Here is an 18,623-nt window from a genome sequence, read left to right on the forward strand (position 1 = left end):
AAGTTGAATGACAGATTACCAAACAGCGCGGTTTGCGCTGCCGCTTTTGGCGACGGGTCAGGTCCACAAAGAGCTTTTTCACAACAAGGCCATTACATTGGTTGATTTTCTCATCGATCCGGTCGTCGAGGAGATATCCAGTGATCCTTCAGTATTGTCCGCAGAAGATGGCCAATGCTGGCTGGTTGATACCGGTGCGATTGGCGATTGGGTGGGCCATGATGGCGAGATTGCGGCATGGACCCAGAACGGATGGAGTTTCATCGTGCCAGTCGAGTTTATGCGAGTCGCCATCAGCTCGAGCGGAGTGAAGGCGATTTTTCGTAACGATGCATGGCAAATGTCAGGTTTCGTGGCCGGAGCGACCGGGGGAACCGCAATTGACAGTGAAGCACGTACAGCGATTGATTCGATTCTTACTGCGTTGCAAACACATGCTATTTTGCCTGAAACTTGACGATCTTTCGCTTTTTGAGTCGAAAATTTGCAATTCGCTGCCTTCGGACGGGCCAAAGGCAGTCGCTTTTTGATCTAAATGACGAAAATGGCGACATTTTCGCAACAGTTATGGGATTTGTCGGCTTGCACTGAATTGGATGAAGGGTTACAAAGCGCCGTGAATTTTAGAACCTAAATGAGAAGGGGAATATAAATGCGGAAGCTTGCCATAGGATTGGCGCTTGCCTCCACGGCGCTCGCTTCACCTGCTCTGGCCCGTGATGGCCAGTGGTATGTGGGCGTAGAAGGCGGCGCGATGCTCGTTGAAGACATTACTTCAGACATTGGTGCCGCTACGGATGCAGCTGAAGTCGACCACGATACCGGTTATGATATCGGTGGGATTGTTGGTTACGATTTCGGCGGGTTTCGTCTGGAATCAGAAGTAGCCTACAAGTCTGCAGCAGCCACACAAATTCAAGTTGGCGCACCTGGTGTTGACAGCGGCGGCACTGGCCCAACTTCAAGACCATTTACCGGCACTTCGGCAATTAACGGCGAAGTCAACTCTCTCAGCTTCATGCTGAACGGTTTGCTGGATTTTGGTGACGATGATGGCATCCAAGGTTCAGTTGGCGGCGGCGTTGGTGTTGCCCGTACTGAAGTTACAAACATTCTTGCGAACGCCTTCCTCGACGATTCCGACACCGGATTCGCCTGGCAGGTCATCGCAGCAGTTCGCGCTCCTTTGAGCGATAGCTGGGATGTTGGTTTGAAATATCGCTATTACAATGCGGATAAAGTAGACCTCGTTGATTCACTCGGACAGGATGTCGCTACGCGCATGCGCTCGCACTCCATTCTGGGTAGCTTGATCTACAACTTCGGCGGCGAAGCACCACCACCACCTCCACCGCCACCACCGCCTCCACCACCACCACCGCCTCCACCGGCCGCTGTGTGTGCGCCTGGCCCTTACATTGTGTTCTTTGACTGGGATCAGTCAGACATCACTCCTGAGGCAGCTACGGTTCTGGACAATGCGGTAACTGCATATGGCGATTGCGGTAACGCAGCGGTTATGCTTGCTGGTAATGCTGATAAATCTGGTTCTGCCAGCTACAATGTCGGCTTGTCTCAACGTCGTAACGCTTCGGTTCGGGCTTATCTCGAATCACGTGGCATCAACGGCGGCGCGATCTCCAGTGAAGCCTTCGGTGAATCGCGTCCTCGCGTAGAAACCGCAGACGGTGTTCGTGAGCCTCAAAACCGGAACGTGACCATTCAATATGGTCCTGGCTCCGGCAGCTGATAGCATCACCTAAAAAAGAGGGCTGGTCTTCGGACTGGCCCTTTTTTTATGTCCTGCAGACGTACAAAAACGGCATCTTTGCGCGCAAAGAAATCTTCTCAAAATATTGATTGACCAGGGTTAGCTGAGCAGTGCTTCAAACAGCCGGCGACCATCAACTCCGCCGTGCTTGTGGTCTATTGCCCGCTCGGGATGAGGCATCATGCCCAGAACATTTCCGTCCTCATTCATGATCCCGGCGATGTTTCTGGCTGAACCATTAATGCTTTCGCGGTAGCGAAAAACTACCTGTCCGCCATTTTCGAGCGAATCCAACGTCGCATCGTCGGCAAAATAATTTCCATCATGATGGGCAACAGGAATGACCAGTTGTTCTCCGGCTTCATAACCTGATGCGAAGCTGTTCTGATTATTTTCAACTGACAGCGGGGCATCTTTGCAGATAAAGTTAATCTGGCTGTTGCGCATCAATGCGCCGGGAAGCAGACCGATTTCGGTCAAAATTTGAAACCCGTTGCAGACGCCCAGAACTTTTACGCCTTTTGCCGCGGCATCGAGAATGGAGTCGACGATGTTGGAACGCGCAGCCATTGCTCCTGACCGCAGATAATCCCCGTATGAAAATCCACCGGGTATTGCAATTATGTCCAGATTGTCGGGTAAATCTGTTTCACCGTGCCAGACCATATGCGGCGTGTTTCCCGATACTGTTTCCAGTGCGACCGCCATATCGCGATCGCAGTTGGACCCGGGGAATACAATGACGGCTGAATTCATTCTGCCGGTTCCGCATCCGTCACTTTTTCGATTTCGAAATTCTCGATCACCGTATTGGCCAGAAGTTTCTCGCACATTTTTGTGATGTCCGCATCGGACATATTGTCGTCGACATCGAGTTCGATCAGTTTACCCGCCCGGACATCATTGACGCCTTGAAAATCAAGACTCTCCAGGGCGTGATGAATGGCTTTTCCTTGCGGATCCAGAACCCCGTTTTTCAACGTCACAAAAATTTTCAGTTTCATGGAACTCACTTTTCAGATGATCGGAGCTATTCTGTTGTCCTATAGCGCCGTCGCCAAAAGGAGCAAGAGGGAGCGAGAAAGACTTTCGTCCGATATTGAAAAATGTTGCAGATTATTAGAAAAATTTCGCCATTTTGAAATTCACTCTGTGGCGGTTCATCTGGTACAGGTCGTAATTGCTGTCCACGCGCGAAAAATTATAGTCGATCGACGGTGAAAAGCCGAGCAGCTTGAATTGTCTTGTACCGATATAGGCCCGCGCGAAGCTTCTCCATTCACGACGTTTTTCATCGGAGTAGAAGCTATTGGCTGCATCAAAAACGGAGCGGCTGATGCTGGCCGAGACACCGGCATTCAGTCCATAAGGCAGCTCGCCTCCGATACCAAGATTGGCACCGTAGTTCACGCTGGAAAAACTGTCTGTATTCAAAAGATCACGGCGAACGAAGAGGCTTGCGGAGGCGATCAACGATTTGCCGACCAGATGTTCATAGGTTGCGTTTCCGCCAAGTTGCCAGCCGCTATAGGCGTTGCTGAATTTTGAATCCGCGCGACGCCCATCAAGTTCTATACCGACGCGCTGTCCCTGGCTGAGTGCTGTCTGAAATCCGATGCGTCCGCCATATTCGCGCGTAGCGAGACGTCCGCCATACCAGCGCTGCTGTCCCACAGCCTGAAAAGACAAGCTGGAATAGCTGGCAACGCGAAGTTCCGGGCCGATCGCAATTTGTGTCACAATATCATCTGCGGCCTTGCCTTTGTAGTTGACGATCTTACTGTCGGCATCAAACAGAAAAGCTAGGTTTTTGGCAGCTTTAAGTCTGACTCCACCGGAAAACCCTGCTGTTTGACCTACCCCGGATCGTTCACGGGCATTGTCGTTAAGCTGCAACGGAATTTTCACCGGACCAAAATTGACATCAATCTGTTCCGCATCAGTAGCGCCGTTTATGTTTGTGTCGGGTGCGAACCCAAAATCAAAACTGAACCTCCAGATTCGCTGATCTCTGAGGATGCTCCGCGTGTTGCGAATAGTCCGGGCGATCGGGTCTGGCAGGTTCTCGTCACTCTGGGCGAGACGGAAATGATAGTCCGCATTCGATTCCTTGCCAGTCAGAAGATAGGCCCGCGCGAGTTCGAGGCGAACACGGGTCTGGCCGGGATCCTGTTCCAGCATCGTCCGGAAAGTTTGGATTGCGCCCTTCAGATCGCCGGTTTCCACGGCGATATAGCCAGCCAGAAACTGTTGCTGCATCTGCATTTCCGGAACCTGTCCGAGCGCCGCAACAAGTGGAGCGGCCGCATCATATTTCTTTTCACGCACAAGCTGCTCTGCTTTGACGAGCAGTTGTTGGGGTGTCACCTGAAACCGGCAGTTTCCGCTTTCGTCACAAGCAGGCTTCGTTTGCTGCACCGCAATTGGCACTGCTGCGCCTGCAGATGCATCTGCAGCGGCACACGCCGGTGCTGCGGCCAGAAACGCCACCATAACAGTTGATGAGGAGCAAACCTTCATCGCCGCGAACCGCCTTTCCTGGTTCTGGCTCAGGGACGCTGGCCGACAAATGTTCCCAGAATGTCGATACGTTCATCAGGTGTTCCACCCACGACACGAAAGCCGCCGCCGATTTCTTCGGCACCAGGTCCGTAGAAAGCGCCGTCAATGCTGGAGCCGGCAATGACGAGATCAAGACGTGCGCCGCCCGGATTGACAAACCAAGCCTCGTTAAACTGTCCAAAAAAACCGCCCGCCGCAACCAGATCAATCTGGCCGGCACCGGTAGCGCGGAATTGTGCATTTTCAAGAACGCTATGCTGTCCGCTCGTTCCATCCGTAAATGGGGCACCTACTGTTCCATCCAGTGAAAGAGCAAAGGTGTTGGCGCCGAAATCAACATCGGTCGTGGCCCGACCAGCGATCCATTGAAAATAGGTATCAAAATTTCCTGTGGCATCGGGTTGATCGTTGAATACCATGGTCGCAAGCATCGATCCGTCGAATGATCCTGTTCCCGTTGTCGGAACCTGATCATTTGCAGACAGTTCACCATATGCAAATGCGCCGCGTTCAAATGTATTGGTCTGGGTCAGAATTTCAGTCGTAGAGCCGTCTGGCAGTTCAATTTCCTGATTGACCAAACCAACCGTATTGCGGAGATAGCCCGCAAAGGTCACATATTGTGTTTCCGTGCCCGGCGTCTGGTAGAAGAATGTTGTCGAGTCATAACTACCCGGTGAAGCCGAATCTATCAGATCGAAAATAAATTCGGTTGGAGATGTCTGGAACAGATTTGCAGAAGATCCCGACTCCAGATAATTGATGCCCTGAAGACCAAATTGCGCTGACTGCAGGTCCGGTGTACCGAATTGTGGCTCAACCGCTCCACCGAAATCGGTGCGATGGACGGGATCCTGAAAGCGGCTGGCACCGGCTGTGCCGGCCAGACCATTGCTGAAACTGACATTAAAAATGGCATCGCGCGGATTATAGTCGATCGTGAGGTTTGTGTTGCGGACCGTGGTTGCATCGCCTTGATAAAGCTGTGATCCCTGGCGTGCACCTGGCGTGCCAGCTTCTTCCACGGAATATTGATAGCTGTGAGTACCACCAACTGCGCGATAGTTTTTCTGTTCCGTCGGGTTGACGAACGTGTGCGTTGATCCGGTTCCTCCGCCGCCAGTTCCACCGCCACCGGTGCTGCCTCCAGGTGCGGCACTACCTGCGGATTGAGGGCCGGCTCCACCGCAAGCGGCGAGCATCGATGTACTGGCTAACAAGATCAAAAGGCGCATTGGAAAAATTCCTCACATGAGTTCCATATGAGGGCACTGCTATCATTCAGCTGGTTAATTTCGCGTAAACCATCCGAGCTTTTTGCTTGCCCCCGCCAGAGGTCATGCAACGCCTGGTCTAAAAGCCAGCCGAAAAACTATGGTTACTTTCCGCGCTTCTTTCGTTCACTATCCAGGTCGAGGACTTCGCTGAGGCCGCCTTCCGGGAACAGGCCCAATCGACGGGCAACTTCCTGATAAGCTTCGGCTTCTCCGCCAAGATCCCTACGGAACCGGTCTTTATCAAGCTTCTCGTTGGTCTCGATGTCCCACAGTCGACACCCGTCAGGACTGATTTCGTCAGCCAATATTATCCTCGAAAAGTCACCGTCAAACAGGCGTCCGAATTCGAGCTTGAAGTCAACCAGCTTGATACCGATTCCGGCAAACATGCCGGCCATGAAGTCGTTAATCCGAATCGCCATCGACGAAATGTCCTGCATCTCATCCTGGGTCGCCCATCCGAAACACGCAATATGCTCTTCTGCGATCAAGGGATCACCCAAAGCGTCGTCTTTGTAGCAATATTCGAGCAATGTGTGAGGAAGCGGTGTGCCTTCCTCAATCCCGAGACGCTTGGTCAGGGAACCAGCAGCGACATTTCGCACGATCACTTCGATTGGAACGATCTCCACCTGTTTCACCAGTTGTTCACGCATGTTGAGACGACGGATGAAATGGCTTGGAATTCCAATATGGCCGAGCAATGTAAAGATGTGCTCGCTGACGCGATTGTTGATCACGCCCTTGCCGTTGATTGTGCCCTTTTTCTCGGCGTTGAAAGCCGTGGCATCATCTTTGAAATACTGGATGATGGTACCGGGTTCGGGGCCTTCATAAAGAATTTTGGCCTTGCCTTCATAGATCTGGCGACGACGGGACATAGCTGGTTCCTACTCGCTGAGAGAAGCGAAAAAAATGATGCCCCGATTGTCGAATCAAACGGACTCCGACAGATCGGGGCAAAGCGTGTTCGCTATAAGCGAAAGCGACAGGTCGCGCAATCAATCCTGTTGCGAGATGACATCGCCATTATCTTCGATGGCTCGCCCAAAAAATGTCCGGTTTGCAGACTTGAACCGGCGGCGCAGATATACACCCAATCCGATAAGCAGCAGCCAGGGGGCCAGCATTGCAATCAGCGTGATGACAACTGCAACCGAAGACCCCAAAGACGATGACAATCCACCCAGTGCATCTCGAATGGGGCGCATGAAACCGCCGGACCCCGGCGCGCCGGATTGATAGTTGACCATCACGGTGCTGTAGGCAACCCGGCCCCGCATTTCCGTCAGCCAGCTTCGTGCCCGGTCGATTTCTTCATTGACCTGCGTGACCGCTCGCTCGGCTTCCACCAGTTCCGCAACCGTGCCTTTGCGGGTAGCGAGCAGGTCTGTCAGACGTTTTGACAGCAATTCCCGGCTTCGCAGTCGGGCTTCCGTATCGACAATCTTTTTCGACAGATCTTCTCCGGTGATGGACGAAGAAATCTGACTTCCGCCACTTTCATCGATCGCACTGGCCAGCTTTGTACCGAAGTCACGCGCCTTGGGGGCGGCAACCTGAAGATGCAATTGTCCATTGGCATAATCACCTTCACCGCCACTGTTCGACATGTTGAGAATCTGGCAGCCATTCTCCGGAACGCTGTTGCACAGTGTGATATGGGCTTGCTGTACTTTTGATATTTCTGCGGCAGGAAGCCGAAAGCCGAAATCATAACTATAGGCAATTTGTGGTTTGCTAACCGGTATTGCGCCGGGCGCCTGATCAATAGGACTACCCATTGGCTCTGCCGCAGATGCAGCAGCATCACCGGCAGACTCTGCCATTTCAGCTTCTGCCAGGTCATATTGCGCCGCATGTTCTCCGGCACCGCTACAGGCAGCCAGACTCAGGGATAACAGGGAAACTGCTGTCAATGCTGTTCGCATGATATTCTCCTCTCCACGTTGGGGGATCAAATAAGTAATGAGATAACATTATCTGGTCAACGACAAAACGTTATATACGTACGACGAACTGAGCTTTTAAGAGATTTCGTATAGACAGCGCTGTCATTTTCTTTCCAGATTCCGCACCAATTGATCCGCATAAGGGAGATGTATCATGAGCAAGTACGCGACAATCGATGAAGTGATGACCACGCTTTATGAGTGCATCTCGGGCCCGTCTGGTGGACAGGACTGGGAACGCGACCGCGAAATCTATCATCCCCGCGCTCTGATCACGCGAACCAGAATTGAAGCTGGCGAACCGGTTGCATATACATTTGACTATGACGGGTTTGTCGAGGCAACAATTCCGTTGCTCGCCGGCCGCTCTTTTTATGAAATCGAGATTGGCCGAAAAACCGATATCTTCGGACAGATTGCCCATGTGTATTCCACATACGAGGCGCGCGAGACGCCCGAACATCCAGACATCCAGTTTCGCGGGGTCAACATGATCCATTTATGGAATGACGGACCCGACTGCTCGGGCCGCTGGTGGATCATGGCGATCATCTGGGACAATGAGCGGGAGGGGGTTGTTTTACCCAAAGAGTGGCAGAGTTAGTCCGTTAGAGGAAATAGCGGCTCCGAGGTTTTCGGTGTACAGTCGGTGAACCACTTCATCTGATGCCGTTGGGGAACGCGGGCGATAAAATTACCATTTTCTGCATCATACCAAACCGCATCAAACGTCCCGTCGGTTTTGAGATTGGCGCGCCAGTTTACCGCTTTTTCTGTTCCTCCGAACGGCGCGCGGCGGGGGTGATCGGCGGCTGGTTTGCCGAGTACGCCCAAATTGATGACGAAATCCGAAAGCTGGACTTCTACCTCGCGTCCGTTTTGGACAGAAACCCAAACGGGAGAAGCGATATGTTCAATGGTCTGACTTGGATCCGTCGTTCGTCTCGTCCCCCAAGCCACACGCAACTGGCACCCGTTCCGAATGCCGGCGATCAAATTCTCATGCGTTCCGGATTGAACATTGCCTTCACGGTCATGAGCGAGCGCAAGATGCCATGATGAAGCGGCTACAGCACCTGACAAAGGCGCAACGCTGAACAAGGCCGAACTGAAAAGAGCAGTTTTGAAACAGGACATGGGCTGACAATAACGGATAATATACTTTGGTTCAAACTTCTCACTACCCACGGAGAATCGAGCCTGCTATCGCTCCTTGCATGAGTGATGTTACCGATGCCCCAGACGCGGCTCCCGAAGATGAATTTGACGCCATAGTTGACGCGCCCTTTGATGCGGCGCTCTCGGAGCGTTACCTGATTTATGCGATGTCAACGATCACGGCCCGGTCTCTTCCGGACCTTCGTGACGGACTGAAACCGGTCCACCGAAGGCTTCTCTGGGCGATGCGGCTGCTGAAGCTTGACCCGTCGCAGGGCTACAAGAAATGCGCACGCGTTGTGGGTGATGTGATCGGTAAATATCATCCCCATGGAGATCAGTCGGTTTATGATGCGATGGTGCGGCTCGCCCAGACATTCTCGCTGCGCTATCCGCTGGTCGACGGGCAGGGGAACTTCGGCAATATCGATGGCGATAATGCCGCAGCCTATCGCTATACCGAAGCGCGTCTGACGCGAACCGCAATCGAACTCATGCATGGCCTTGATGAAGGCACGGTCGACTTCAAGCCAACCTATAATGGCGAGGATGAAGAGCCCGAAGTGATGCCCGGTCTGTTCCCCAACCTGCTGGCCAATGGTGCGAGCGGGATTGCGGTCGGCATGGCAACCAGTATTCCATCGCACAACGTCGCCGAGATTATCGATGCCGCGACACTTTTGATCGATTCTCCCAAAGCGGAGCATTCGGAAATCATGGAAATTGTCAAAGGTCCGGATTTTGCGACCGGCGGAACGCTTGTTGATCCGAAGTCGGTAATTGACGCGGCCTATGAAAGCGGTCGCGGCGCGATGCGGTTGCGGGCCAAATGGGAAAAGGAAGAGGCTGAAGGCCGCGGTGCCTGGCAGATTGTCGTCACCGAAATTCCCTATCAAGTGCAAAAGGGCAAGCTGATCGAACAGATCGCCCAGATTATTGCTGACAAAAAACTTCCGATCCTTGCGGATATCCGCGATGAATCTGACGAAGAAGTTCGCATTGTTCTGGAACCCAAAAGCCGTGCGGTCGATGCCGACGACATGATGAATGCACTGTTCCGGTTGAGTGATCTGGAGAACCGTTTCTCGCTCAACATGAACGTACTGGACAAGGATCGCACGCCCAAGGTGATGGGTATCCGCGAAGTTCTGAAACAATGGGTTGTGCATCAGATCGAAGTCCTTGTGCGGCGTTCGCAACATCGACTCGACAAGATTGATGCGCGGCTGGAACTGCTCGGCGGCTATATAATCGCTTATCTCAATCTCGACCGCGTCATCGAGATTATCCGCAATAATGACGAACCCAAGCCGATGCTGATGGACGAGTTCAACCTTACAGACCGTCAGGCCGAAGCCATTCTCAACATGCGTCTGCGCAGTTTGCGCAAGCTCGAAGAAATGGAATTGATCGCCGAGCGGGACAAGTTGCTGGAAGAGCGCGAAGGGCTTGAAAAACTGATCGCCAGTCCTGCACGACAGAAGACTCGCCTGAAAAAGGATCTTGCCGAATTGCGCAAGCTTTATGCTGAAGATACCGATATTGGCAAACGGCGGACAATGCTGGTTGAAGCGGCACCGGCACGTGAAATCCCGCTCGAGGCGATGATCGAGAAGGAGCCGGTAACCGTGATCATGTCCCAGCGCGGCTGGATCAAGGCGATGAAGGGCCATGCCGATCTCACGCAACCGGACAATTTCAAGTTCAAGGAAGGCGATGGGCACAAATTTGCCTTCCACGCCCAGACGACTGACAAATTGCTGATGTGCTGTGACAATGGCCGATTCTACACCATCGGTGCAGATAAATTGCCGGGCGCACGCGGTTTCGGCGAGCCGGTAGCCTCGATGGTTGATATGGAACCCGGAACAGAGCCGGTTACGTTGATCGTGGCTGATCCGAAGGGCAAATTGCTGATCGCTTCGACCTGGGGCAGGGGCTTCATCACCAATATCTCGGATGTCGTGGCGGAGACCAAAAAAGGCCGGCAAGTTGTCAATCTCAAAGGCGACGCGCGACTTTTGGTAGCACGGCCGGTCCCGGGGGATGCAGATCATGTCGCAGCGATTGGCGAAAACCGCAAACTCGTGGTTTTTGCGCTATCTGAGATGCCGGAAATGGCCAAAGGGCAGGGCGTTATGCTGCAACGCTACAAGGATGGTGGTCTGTCAGATGCAACTGTGTTCAAACTGGAAGAAGGTTTGAGCTGGGCGATGGGCGGAGACAGCGGCCGGACGAGAACTGAAAATGATCTCACCATGTGGCGGGTTGCGCGAGGGGCGGCTGGGCGACTGCCGCCGACGGGATTCCCGAAGACCGGCAAGTTTGATTGATCTCCTGATCCTCAGTCATCCCGTGTCCGGGAATGAGACAGGATGTAACATGGTTAACAAAATCCTACTAAAAAATTGACTTTTTGGTGATTTTTGGCCATTTCTCTTGCAACGGTTGATTGCGAGGGGTCGTGAGCAATTGTTTTCCGTTTTGAACAAGTCTTGTAACGCCGATCTTTCGGCAAAAAGGGGTATTTATGCGGAAAATAATCTTGGGCCTGGCTCTGACCGCCCTAACGGCTGCGCCGGCAAGCGCTACTGTCGTTTTTTCAGACAATTTCGACGGTGAAAACGGTGGGAACACCGCTTTGAACTATGTCGGATTTGCGAATTTTAACTCAGTCGGGGGCGGAGCAACGGATCTGGTCGCCAGCGGCGATTTCGGCATTACATGTTCCGGTTCCTGTATCGATCTGGATGGAACTCCAGGGCCGGGTATTTTGCAGAGCATCAACTCTTTTTCCTACGCTGTCGGTGATACCGTTCGATTGTCTTTCGATATTGGCGGAAATCAGCGCAATGGCGCGACCGACAACTGGTTTGCCGATTTCAACTTCAACGATGACGTTACATTGTTGAATGCAGGTGTTAACTATTTCGGTGCTGACAATGTGATTGACGCAATGACGACCCGACTGGCTGGCGACTTCTATGGCTTCTCGGCCACGGCTGATGGCGGTGATCCGTTCTCCACGCGCTCGCTGTTCTTTACGGCGGCAACTGCAGGATCCTTTTCTTTCCGGTTTGCGTCTCCCGACGCGGACAATGTTGGTCCTTTGCTGGACAACGTCGTTCTGGACATCACCTCGTCGGTTCCCGAGCCGGCAACCTGGGCGATGATGATCCTCGGTTTCGGTCTTGTTGGCGGTGCGATGCGCCGTCGCAAAACTTTGACGACTGCGCAACCGGCGCTTGCCTGATATTACTGACGGGTTCAGCGAGCGCTAGCTTCGCGGACCAGCAGTCTGGCTAATTCAAGGGCTTCCCCCTCACCGGGGAAGCCTTTTTTTATCCACGCTTCTTCGACCTTTGACAAAGTCTCCGCCACGATCGGTCCGCGTTGCAGACCCATGGTCACCAGGTCGCCTCCGGTTAGTGGTAAAACGGGTTTTTCCCAATCCTGCAGCTTCGACAGGCTTGCAGCTACGTCCTGGTCATTGGCAAACAACAATATCATGTCGCTCGCTGCTTGTGCGCCATGGCGGTAGGCCAGCGCCAGGATATTTTGCGGGTCAGGTTGTGCCTCTGCCAGTCTGTCAGTGACCGCGCGCCGCATTTTCTTTGAGAAGCGCAGCAACGTTACAATCTTGAGGGCTTTGTCACCGTCTTTGGGTAACAGTGCGACCAGTCGGCGCAAAGCAAAGGGCGGGATGTCACATTCTCTCTCCCGTTCCAGCAGTCGCTCCAAAATGGCACTGGCATTGCCATCCGTCTCCGAGAATATGTGCCCGAAAATTCCGGCATCAAGCATCTTGCCAACCGCAAATGCAGGGTTTTCCGTGCCCAGTAATTTCATCAGTTCATCGGCAATGCGTTCGCGTGACAGTGATTTCAGGCTCGCAGCGGCGGCGATACAGGCACCATATGCTTCATGCTCAACCCGATCCTGCCCGAAGCGCGCAAGAAAGCGGAAGTAGCGCATGATCCGCAAATGATCCTCGGCAATCCGGTCAGCGGCAGATCCGATGAAACGAATCTGCCTGGCTTCGAGATCTGCCAGGCCATTGAAATAGTCGAACACCTCCAGTGTTTCGGGGTCGGCTGAAAGAGCGTTGATGGTGAAATCGCGCCGGGCAGCATCTTCTTTCCAATCGCTGGTAAAGCGAACCGTCGCCCTTCGTCCATCGGTGGACACATCACGCCGCAACGTGGTGATTTCGACGGGACCATCTTGGGTCACCGCGGTTATCGTGCCATGATCAATTCCGGTCGGGATAGCCTTGATTGCAGCCGCCTTTAGCAGTGCGATAACCTCGCCGGGTTCCAAACTGGTGGCGAGGTCGATATCGCGAACCGGTATTCCCAGCAGCGTATCGCGTACGGCCCCGCCGACAAACCGTATTTTTTCATTCGAAGGATCAAGGGCAGCGATCAGCTGTTTTAGAGAATTGCTCTGGTTCCAGGGCGCTGAGGGCAGTTTCATGACGCCCATCCCAGTCGTTTCGACAAGTTTACCAATATACCGGCAGTAATGCCCCAGATCCGCCGACCCTGCCAGTTGATCTGATAATATTCGCGCCGAACGCCGCGCCATTCACCGACATGCGCGGCTTGATTTTTGGGGTCGAGGATGAACTCAAGCGGGGCTTCAAACCAGTCTTCCACTTCCTCCGGACAGGGCACCAGAGAAAGATCGGGAGGAATAACACCCAGCACCGGCTGGATATTGTACCCGCTGCCGGAATGATAGCGATCCGTTTCACCGATTATATCGACATGTGCAGGATCAAGGCTGACTTCTTCCTGTGCTTCTCGCAGCGCCGCATGCACTGCATTTTTGTCTTCAGGATCAATTTTTCCACCGGGAAATGCCACTTGTCCGGGATGGTTTCGCATATGGTCGGGGCGCTGCACAAATATCACGCCCGGATCCGGTCGATCAGTGATTGCGATCAGCACCGCTGCATTTCGCAAACTGTCGAGGTCCTGCACAAAATCGCGCTCGTCCGACAGTTTGTGTTTCAGATCGCTGGCATGGCCCTCGTGCAGCGCAACGGACAGACGTGCTCGCAGGTCCTGGGTTTGACTTGTCATGATGGGCGAACAATCTCGAAAAATGCGCCGTTGCTCCAGATCCCAAAAGGATCCAGATCATCATCCAGAGCATGATTGGCCAGCTCATAATAGACCGGCCGGGCAATCACAGCCTCCAGTCCGGACCGGACTGTCAGATAAGGCTGGGGTGCTGTCTCGCTGTTTGGAAACCTGATGGGATTTTCTGCACTGGCGATCACCAGATGATCGGTGTTCAATCGAAATGCGAGCTGACGCTGTACGCCGGTTCCCTCGCATTCCACTTCCACTGCTACAAACGGCACATCCTCAACCGCAATTCGCAATCTCTGATAGGGAGTGACCAGAGCGTAACTGCCATCGGACTCGCGCCGCAGCAGCGTAGAAAATGCACGAACCATGGCCGGACGGCTAATTGGATCGCCCTGGTGATACCAGCTGCCATCCCCGGCAATCCGCATCTCGCTGTCACCGGTTTCATGTGGATCCCACTGCTCGACGGGCGGCAGTTTTTGTGCTGCAGCCATTTCGGCTATTTGAGAAAGCGACAGGGAAGCCAGTTCCGGTGGCGGTGCATAAGGCATGGAACAGGCCTATTGCGGGACGCCGTGTTTGTAAATCCTGGTTTTGCTACCGGGCTCAGTGCTTTACCGGACGAACCCATGGTCCCAACTTGCCTTTTTCCGGCAATGGCGTCTGGTCATGCGCCCGGACCAGCAAGCGTTCCGGTTCCCAGGGGCCCGGTAAAGTCCAGCCTTTTGTTCGTGCCGGAGAAAAATCAAAAAAGCGGTCATAGTAAGCCGGATCACCGATCATCACGAGCGGCAGATTCTCCCCTTCGTGCAATTCCTTGAGCAACGCGGTCAACATCGATTGCCCGACACCTTTTCCCTGACAATCAGGATGTACGGCTACAGGACCGACCATGATCATCGGGTGCTGCTTGCCGGCCTCATCCGTCAGGGCGACGGGCCAGCACTGCAGGCTACCCAGCAGTTCGTTCTCTGATGAATCGACAGCAGCAACGCTGAGCCCTTCCAATATGTCCATTCCTTCGCGTACCTTATACGCCGTGCGATCCGTGCGGCCCGGGCCAAAGGCAGCGTCGAGAAGGTCTTCGACCAAAGCGGGGTCAATTTCGACAAGAGGAATGATGCTGATCATGGAAACTGCTTCACGTAAGGCGACAGAAAAAGGGCATGTAACTGCATTGGCCGCCGCTGTCGACCGCGAAGCGTTTTCCGGGCGCCGACTTGATTGCACAATTTGAACGCAGCGGCTAAAAGGCTTTCGTACAAGGGAGTTATCATAGTGGACAATCAACCGGCATCCGAACCTGTTACCGATACGCCAGCAGTTGCCGGCAAACTTGGATCTCTGCGCAGAGATCCCAAGGGATGGATTGTGCTGATATTGGCGATTGGCGCCGTGATAGCGTTTTTTGGCTCTGCCTTTGGGAGCGGTATTGGTCTGTGGGGCTGGCAAGCCGGCCTGAGCGCACTGCCATGGACAGCATTGGCCGCGTTGATCGCGCTGGTGATAGGAATTATCGGCATCATTCTCGACCGTCGGAAATCGCGCAAGACCCGCTGGCCGTTTCTGGGTCTGGGCCTGATCATTTCACTTGGCTTCATAGGTTATATTGCAAGCTACATGATGACCGCGCGCAGTTTGCCCGCCATTCATGACATCACCACAGATCTGGCGGATCCGCCTGCGTTTTCCGCTTTGAAAATCCGAGCTGACAACTGGGACAATATCCCGGGCGCGGATGACAGCGATATGCAGGGAATGAACCCGCGTCAGCGTTGGGCAACCTTGCATCAGGATGCCTATTCTGATGTGCGTTCCGTGCGCATTGATCAGCCAGTGGCAGACGTGATCGAAAAGGCGAAACGATTGGCCGAAGATCGCGGGTGGGAAATCGTCAATGTGGATGCTGCAGCGGGTCACCTCGAAGCGACGGCAACAATATCACTGTTCCGGTTCAAAGATGATGTCGTTATTCGCGCACGTGCAGCGGAAAATGGCAATGCCAGCATTATCGACATGCGATCGGTTTCGCGGGTCGGCGTGCACGACCTCGGCGCCAATGCAAAGAGGGTTCGTCAGTTCCTGAGCGACCTTTCAGGCACAACAACCGTTGCGTCCTGATTGGTTTTCTTGATTGGCTGAAGCCTATTTTGCGGCGGTCAGCTTGAGCAGCTTGCCACCTTCGCCGTCTTCCAGAACCCACAGAGCGCCATCCGGTCCCTGTTCCAATTCCCGAATCCGCGCGCCCATTGGATAGCGCTCTGCTTCTTTTGCTTGGTCGCCGTCAAAGCTGACACGAATAATCGCTTCGCTGGCCAGGCCGCCGATAAAGGCACTGTCTTTCCAGGCCGGGAACATCTCGCCCGAATAAAAGACCAGTCCGGCAGGAGCTATGGTAGGGACCCAGGCAACATCGGGCGCATCAAATTCCGGACGTGTTTCATGATTGGGAATATCCTTGCCATCATAGTGGACGCCCTGAGATACGATGGGATAGCCATAGTTGGACCCACGCTGAACCAGATTGAGTTCATCGCCATCCCGGGGACCCATTTCGTTGTTCCACAGCTTGCCACTGGAATCGAATGCAATGCCAAGTATGTTGCGGTGACCCAGCGACCAGATCTCGGGAAGCGCGCCCTCCTGATCGACAAATGGATTATCCTTGGGGACACTGCCGTCGGGATAGAGCCGCACAATTTTGCCCATATTGCTGCTCATGTCCTGAGAAGGATCAAATTTCTGGCGCTCGCCTGAGCCGATGAACAGATATTTGCCATCGGGGGAGAAAACCAGGCGATGGGAATAGTGGCCCTTGCCGGTGACTTTGGGCGTTTGGGTCCAGATGGTTTTCAGATCCTGCAGCGCCAGATTGTCATTGGCGATATCCAGTGTGGCACTTCCCGCAACCGCACCAAATGTGTCATCTTCGCCGGCTTCGACCCAGCTCAAATAAATCTTTCCGCTCGTCGCGAAATCCGGGGCGAGGATCACGTCTCCAAATCCACCCTGTCCGCCATATGCGACTTCCGGAACATTTATTACTTCCGATTTCTCGCCATTTTGATCGACGAGGAACAGCTTGCCCGCTTTTTCGGTGACCAGCATCCGTCCGTCCGGGAGAAACGTCATCGCCCATGGTTCGTCAAAACTGGCGACTTCTGTCCGTTCGAATGGCTTGCGATCCACCGGCGAAATATCTGCAAGGGCGAGAGTCTCGTCAGAGGTGCCATCCGTGGCCTGCGCATCATCACTATTGGTACATGCTACCAGAGCTACGGACACCGCTGTCGTCAGGCCAAGAGTTTTCATGATTTTTCCTGTGTGCATAAAGATTTGAGATCCAGTTGGTGAATGCCGTTGACATAGTCGTTAACAGTCGAATTTTCTAGGTTTTTCCGACCTGTTCCCCCGTGTTCACAGCTTGCTTACCATTTTTGGTTAAAGTCAGTGGCATGTTCGGACGAAAAACAGCCAGCGATGATCCGCGCCCGGAATCTGCCGTCTCGTCCGGGGTCGGCATCGCCGGGCTGCTGGGTCTTTGCGCCTGGATCCTGATCGCGCGTCAATATGGCATGGATGGACCTTATTCTGCGCTCGCTGCGTGTGCGGCTTGCGCCCTGCCAATGGTGATCTGGTCACTGCTCAACGACAAGGTTCATTTACGGGCCTCTACCGGTATTGACTGGAAAAACCCGAAACCGCTCAAAGAGACAATGGATATCAGTATCGTTAAGCTGGTCGGGCTTTGGGCAACATGGGCTTTAATTGCGCTCGTTTACTGTATCGGTCGCTGGTACTGGACCGGGCAATATCAGTTCTCGATGCAGATGATGGAAAACGTTGCTCCCTGGCTGATTGCAACGTCGATTCCTTATGTTCTCTGGCTCGATCGATATCTTGTGGAACCGCGCGACGGGGCCTGGCACCTGGGGCAGTTTCTAATCCGGATGCGCAGCGGTTTTGATCCGGAACAGATTTATCACCATCTCCGCGCCTGGGCTGTGAAGGGTTTTTTCCTCGCGTTCATGATCTCGATTGTACCGGGTGGTTTTGGTGATTTTGTCCGACTGGACTTTGCGGAGATCGCCGGTGATCCGGTGGCTATCGCGCATTGGCTGATAGTTGCGATGTTTGTTGTGGATGTCCAGTTTGCGACGGTCGGTTATCTGCTCACAATGAAACCGCTCGATGCCCATATCCGCACTGCCAACCCTTATCTCGGCGGCTGGGTCGCTGCGCTGATCTGCTATCCCCCATTTGCCCTCATGTATCCCGGCGGGCCATTGCACTATGAAGTGGATACCGCGGGTTGGGATTACTGGTTCCAGGGAAATGAAATCCTGCTGTGGATCTGGGGCAGTATATTGGTGATCCTCACCGCGCTCTATGCTTGGGCTACCGTTGCATTTGGCTTGCGCTTTTCCAATCTGACGCATCGCGGCATATTGACGCATGGCCCTTATTCCTGGACCAAGCACCCTGCTTATGTCGCCAAAAACGCATATTGGTGGTCGGCATCACTGCCGTTCCTGACGATGGGCGGCAGCTATATCGACATGATCCGCAATGCAGTGATTATGGCAGCCGTGAGCGGCGTCTATTACTGGCGAGCCAAGACCGAAGAAAAACATTTGCTCGAGGACCCGGTCTATAAGGAATATGCCGAGTGGATGGATCGTAACGCACCGGTCCCCAAAGCGATTAACGGGATGAAGCGGCGTATCGGCTGGTGGGCACCCGAAGAGGGCCGTGCACAGGATATTCAGCCGGCCGAATAATCTCAATCTCACGCTTCCCAAAA

At 53.7% G+C, this 18,623-nt stretch carries 19 protein-coding genes; 7 read left to right on the plus strand and 12 right to left on the minus strand.

Features of this window, described 5'->3' with window-relative positions:
- Window positions 1-7 precede the first annotated feature (7 nt).
- Together ABJI30_RS08140 and ABJI30_RS08145 are read left to right on the plus strand one after the other, a co-directional pair.
- Window positions 8-457 carry a DUF2793 domain-containing protein gene (locus ABJI30_RS08140; RefSeq protein WP_348015685.1) on the plus strand — a complete coding sequence of 150 codons (450 nt, stop codon included), beginning with the start codon at window positions 8-10 and terminating at the stop codon, window positions 455-457.
- 195 nt (window positions 458-652) lie between these two features.
- Window positions 653-1,750, plus strand: coding sequence for an OmpA family protein (locus tag ABJI30_RS08145; protein ID WP_348025354.1), 1,098 nt, complete (start codon window positions 653-655; stop codon window positions 1,748-1,750).
- A 120-nt stretch (window positions 1,751-1,870) separates the two neighbouring features.
- On the opposite strand, the gene purQ is transcribed toward ABJI30_RS08145, so the two are convergent.
- The 6 genes from purQ to ABJI30_RS08175 form a co-directional block, all read right to left on the minus strand.
- Window positions 1,871-2,527 carry a phosphoribosylformylglycinamidine synthase subunit PurQ gene (gene purQ, locus ABJI30_RS08150; RefSeq protein WP_348015687.1) on the minus strand — a complete coding sequence of 219 codons (657 nt, stop codon included), beginning with the start codon at window positions 2,525-2,527 and terminating at the stop codon, window positions 1,871-1,873.
- Window positions 2,524-2,775: a phosphoribosylformylglycinamidine synthase subunit PurS gene (purS, locus tag ABJI30_RS08155; protein WP_348015688.1), complete on the minus strand. Its 252-nt coding sequence runs from the start codon at window positions 2,773-2,775 to the stop codon at window positions 2,524-2,526. The genes purQ and purS overlap by 4 nt, the downstream gene beginning before the upstream one ends.
- A 115-nt stretch (window positions 2,776-2,890) precedes the next feature.
- Entirely contained in the window at window positions 2,891-4,291 is a 1,401-nt protein-coding gene (locus tag ABJI30_RS08160; RefSeq protein WP_348025493.1) for a surface lipoprotein assembly modifier, read from the minus strand.
- A gap of 29 nt (window positions 4,292-4,320) precedes the next feature.
- Entirely contained in the window at window positions 4,321-5,568 is a 1,248-nt protein-coding gene (locus tag ABJI30_RS08165; RefSeq protein ID WP_348015690.1) for a hypothetical protein, read from the minus strand.
- 143 nt (window positions 5,569-5,711) lie between these two features.
- On the minus strand, window positions 5,712-6,491 hold the full coding sequence (gene purC, locus ABJI30_RS08170) for a phosphoribosylaminoimidazolesuccinocarboxamide synthase (RefSeq protein WP_348015691.1): 780 nt from the start codon (window positions 6,489-6,491) through the stop codon (window positions 5,712-5,714).
- Between the two features lie 120 nt (window positions 6,492-6,611).
- A complete protein-coding gene (locus tag ABJI30_RS08175) occupies window positions 6,612-7,541 on the minus strand; it encodes a DUF4349 domain-containing protein (RefSeq protein ID WP_348015692.1) in 930 nt (309 codons plus the stop codon).
- A 175-nt stretch (window positions 7,542-7,716) separates the two neighbouring features.
- On the opposite strand from ABJI30_RS08175, the gene ABJI30_RS08180 reads away from it, so the two are divergent.
- Window positions 7,717-8,166 (plus strand): hypothetical protein, encoded by a 450-nt coding sequence (locus ABJI30_RS08180; RefSeq protein WP_348015693.1) that lies wholly within the window; start codon window positions 7,717-7,719, stop codon window positions 8,164-8,166.
- On the opposite strand, the gene ABJI30_RS08185 is transcribed toward ABJI30_RS08180, so the two are convergent.
- Window positions 8,163-8,699 (minus strand): hypothetical protein, encoded by a 537-nt coding sequence (locus ABJI30_RS08185; protein ID WP_348015694.1) that lies wholly within the window; start codon window positions 8,697-8,699, stop codon window positions 8,163-8,165. The genes ABJI30_RS08180 and ABJI30_RS08185 overlap by 4 nt on opposite strands.
- A gap of 80 nt (window positions 8,700-8,779) precedes the next feature.
- On the opposite strand from ABJI30_RS08185, the gene parC reads away from it, so the two are divergent.
- Entirely contained in the window at window positions 8,780-11,053 is a 2,274-nt protein-coding gene (gene parC / locus ABJI30_RS08190) for a DNA topoisomerase IV subunit A (RefSeq protein ID WP_348015695.1), read from the plus strand.
- 197 nt (window positions 11,054-11,250) lie between these two features.
- On the plus strand, window positions 11,251-11,973 hold the full coding sequence (locus ABJI30_RS08195; RefSeq protein WP_348015696.1) for a PEPxxWA-CTERM sorting domain-containing protein: 723 nt from the start codon (window positions 11,251-11,253) through the stop codon (window positions 11,971-11,973).
- A gap of 14 nt (window positions 11,974-11,987) precedes the next feature.
- Here the strand turns inward: ABJI30_RS08195 and ABJI30_RS08200 are convergent, their stop codons facing one another.
- The 4 genes from ABJI30_RS08200 to ABJI30_RS08215 are packed head-to-tail and all read right to left on the minus strand — an operon-like array spanning window position 11,988 to window position 14,950.
- Window positions 11,988-13,196 (minus strand): CCA tRNA nucleotidyltransferase, encoded by a 1,209-nt coding sequence (locus ABJI30_RS08200; protein ID WP_348015697.1) that lies wholly within the window; start codon window positions 13,194-13,196, stop codon window positions 11,988-11,990.
- A complete protein-coding gene (locus ABJI30_RS08205; RefSeq protein WP_348015698.1) occupies window positions 13,193-13,807 on the minus strand; it encodes a CoA pyrophosphatase in 615 nt (204 codons plus the stop codon). The genes ABJI30_RS08200 and ABJI30_RS08205 overlap by 4 nt, the downstream gene beginning before the upstream one ends.
- A complete protein-coding gene (locus tag ABJI30_RS08210) occupies window positions 13,804-14,370 on the minus strand; it encodes a DUF1285 domain-containing protein (RefSeq protein ID WP_348015699.1) in 567 nt (188 codons plus the stop codon). Before ABJI30_RS08210 ends, ABJI30_RS08205 begins: the two co-directional genes overlap by 4 nt.
- A 55-nt stretch (window positions 14,371-14,425) precedes the next feature.
- Window positions 14,426-14,950 (minus strand): N-acetyltransferase, encoded by a 525-nt coding sequence (locus ABJI30_RS08215; protein ID WP_348015700.1) that lies wholly within the window; start codon window positions 14,948-14,950, stop codon window positions 14,426-14,428.
- A gap of 147 nt (window positions 14,951-15,097) precedes the next feature.
- On the opposite strand from ABJI30_RS08215, the gene ABJI30_RS08220 reads away from it, so the two are divergent.
- Complete coding sequence (locus ABJI30_RS08220; RefSeq protein WP_348015701.1) at window positions 15,098-15,940, plus strand: DUF1499 domain-containing protein; 843 nt, start codon at window positions 15,098-15,100, stop codon at window positions 15,938-15,940.
- 24 nt (window positions 15,941-15,964) lie between these two features.
- Here ABJI30_RS08220 and ABJI30_RS08225 read toward each other — a convergent pair whose 3' ends face one another.
- On the minus strand, window positions 15,965-17,131 hold the full coding sequence (locus tag ABJI30_RS08225) for a PQQ-dependent sugar dehydrogenase (RefSeq protein ID WP_348015702.1): 1,167 nt from the start codon (window positions 17,129-17,131) through the stop codon (window positions 15,965-15,967).
- Window positions 17,132-17,274: 143 nt separating this feature from the next.
- Between ABJI30_RS08225 and ABJI30_RS08230 the strand changes: the two genes are divergently transcribed.
- A complete protein-coding gene (locus ABJI30_RS08230) occupies window positions 17,275-18,600 on the plus strand; it encodes a protein-S-isoprenylcysteine methyltransferase (protein WP_348015902.1) in 1,326 nt (441 codons plus the stop codon).
- Window positions 18,601-18,623: the final 23 nt, after the last annotated feature.

This window comes from Parasphingorhabdus sp. (assembly GCF_039968395.1).
In the GTDB taxonomy this organism is placed as follows: Bacteria; Pseudomonadota; Alphaproteobacteria; order Sphingomonadales; family Sphingomonadaceae; genus Parasphingorhabdus.